Genomic DNA, 2,132 nt, shown 5'->3' with positions numbered 1-2,132 from the left:
ACTAGGAGGCAACAATTATGGAACAAGGTAAAGTAAAATGGTTTAATGCAGACAAAGGTTTTGGATTCATCGAGCGTGAAGGTGGAGAAGACGTATTCGTACATTTCTCAGCTATCCAAATCGACGGTTTCAAATCTTTAGACGAAGGACAAAGTGTAACGTTTGAAGTAGAAAAAGGACAACGTGGCCTACAAGCTACTAATGTTCAAAAAGCTTAATATTAGCTGATGAAAGACCCTCTTGTAGGGTCTTTTTTTATTTTGTTACAATATTCCGAATACAACTTTTTCAAGGGGATTTTGGGTGCTTAACTTTTAATAAAAAAGAAGATGTTAAAAATCATAGTTTTAGCATTATGGGCTTTTTCTTTTAGTTATCTTGCAATTAGGGGTCTCGCCACATGCCCATCAAGCTAAGATTTTTAATTCCCCCCAAACGAAAATTTTAAGCATCGTTATCGGAAGTTATTCTAATACGATAGAATCTCCAACATTCACTTTTCCTGGTTTTATAACTGATGCATAGACTCCAAAATGATTATTTCTTTTTTGTACAACAGTTTTTAAGAGAGTTTTTTCCAATGTTAATGTGTTAGGATCAATAGTAATAATCATGCAGCGTTCACAGTGTCTTACTATTTTTAGTTCTACTTCTCCTATACGTATACATTTTCCAAACCATGTATCTTCTGCAAAAGGAATATTTTCATATAATGAGAATATCAAGTTTGGACGAAATCTTCTATGGTTCACATCTTGTCCCCACATAGTGCTCATTTCTTGTAATGACGTATCAGTCACAATTAATATATGTTCTTCTTCAATTGCACCTAGAGGTACTTGCTGGGGTGAGTATTGTATATCTTTAATTTTACGATCTGATTTTTGTTCTAATTCTGTAAGTAACTCTTGATCTCCCCACTTGTATATTTTTCCTTCAGGAGAAACGATTTTGATTGGTGGATATGTATCCAAAGATTCTTCTCCTATAAAACTCGCCGTATAACCAATCATTTCAGGAAGTTGTGTTGCGGTTAAATACTTTCCTGGTCTTGTTTCATCTAAAAAAGCATGGCTTCTATCTCCATATAAACCATAGGATGCAATGTAAGTTTGTTGAACATTTTCTCCGCGAAATGATTTTATTGGATGTCTTACAATTTCTTTTAGTTCTCCAATTATCATATCCCTACTCCTTTTTTATCTAATTTTATACTTTAATTATATAATCAATTGGAAGTAGTTACCTTATGAATATCGTATACATGCTTGGTTAACATAACGTCTCATTATCGACAGAAAGGAACCTTCTATTTTGTTCTATGGATCTATGCATTTTTTATACATTCCTATCCTAGCGCGATTTTAGGGTTATTGTTTGTTACTGGATTAGCCAAAAAACTGTATAAAACCTTGCATACTTTTAACGTGTTTTTTCAAAAATACTACGATACCCCTAGATTTTTAAAAAAATAAACAATGATTAGATTTTAAATCTAGTCATTGCTTTATCCATTGCATCTTGGTTTACACCTATATAACGTAACGTGACCTTCTCTGACGAGTGATTGAATATCTCCATGAGTAATGCTATGTTTTTTGTTTGCATGTACATATGGTACCCGTACGTCTTTCTTAGGGTATGCGTTCCGATTTCATCTAATCCAAACTCTGCCGCTGCTCCGCTTAATATCTTATATGCCATGCTACGACCAATTGGACGATTCTTCCCTTGTCTGCTTTGCAATAAATACTCATTATCTTCTCTTTCTTCAATAAACCATTTAAGTTCTCTTTTCAGTGCTGCAGTAATTTGTATTCGTTTCTGTTTCCCTGTTTTCTTTTCCCGCATAGATATATGACTACCTTTGACATCTCCTACCTTCAATTTCAAAATGTCCGAGATTCTCAGGCCTGTATTGATTCCCATAATGAAGAGAATGTAATTACGTAAGCACTTTTCTTTAAAATACTCTTTAAGCTGCTGTATTTGCTCTGGATCACGTATTGGCTGAACAAAATTCATTATTCATTACCTCCAGTTTCTTCTGTCTCGTAAACTTCTAATCTAAGAGCAAAAGCAAGTTTATAAAATACTCTAGCCTTAACACGTCGATAAGTACGCTCGCTCAT

The 2,132-nt window shown here is 34.0% G+C and carries 3 protein-coding genes and 1 pseudogene; 1 reads left to right on the top strand and 3 read right to left on the bottom strand.

Features of this window, described 5'->3' with window-relative positions; all coding sequences use genetic code 11:
- The first annotated feature begins 17 nt into the window (after positions 1-17).
- The gene (locus HFD78_RS28930; RefSeq protein WP_000434816.1) at positions 18-218 is read left to right on the top strand and encodes a cold-shock protein; all 201 of its coding nucleotides are present in this window, start codon (positions 18-20) and stop codon (positions 216-218) included.
- A gap of 246 nt (positions 219-464) precedes the next feature.
- Here HFD78_RS28930 and HFD78_RS28925 read toward each other — a convergent pair whose 3' ends face one another.
- The 3 genes and pseudogenes from HFD78_RS28925 to HFD78_RS28915 all read right to left on the bottom strand — a co-directional run.
- Positions 465-1,184, bottom strand: a complete 720-nt coding sequence (locus HFD78_RS28925; RefSeq protein ID WP_000583372.1) for an MOSC domain-containing protein — start codon at positions 1,182-1,184, stop codon at positions 465-467.
- A gap of 298 nt (positions 1,185-1,482) precedes the next feature.
- Positions 1,483-2,025 (bottom strand): site-specific integrase, encoded by a 543-nt coding sequence (locus HFD78_RS28920; protein ID WP_001012152.1) that lies wholly within the window; start codon positions 2,023-2,025, stop codon positions 1,483-1,485.
- A pseudogene (locus HFD78_RS28915) lies at positions 2,025-2,132 on the bottom strand (ArpU family phage packaging/lysis transcriptional regulator); the annotation flags it as partial. The gene HFD78_RS28920 and the pseudogene HFD78_RS28915, both read right to left, overlap by 1 nt.

Source organism: Bacillus sp. EKM501B, from assembly GCF_011800505.1.
Lineage (GTDB): Bacteria > Bacillota > Bacilli > Bacillales > Bacillaceae_G > Bacillus_A > Bacillus_A cereus.
The sequence above is the reverse complement of the archived record's forward strand: the minus strand, read 5'-3'. Positions and strand labels throughout refer to the sequence as shown.

Coding starts and splice junctions, on each gene's coding strand:
- HFD78_RS28930 (WP_000434816.1), top strand. CDS start 18: ATGGAACAAGGTAAAGTAAAATGGTTTAATGCAGACAAAGGTTTTGGA.
- HFD78_RS28925 (WP_000583372.1), bottom strand. CDS start 1,184: ATGATAATTGGAGAACTAAAAGAAATTGTAAGACATCCAATAAAATCA.
- HFD78_RS28920 (WP_001012152.1), bottom strand. CDS start 2,025: ATGAATTTTGTTCAGCCAATACGTGATCCAGAGCAAATACAGCAGCTT.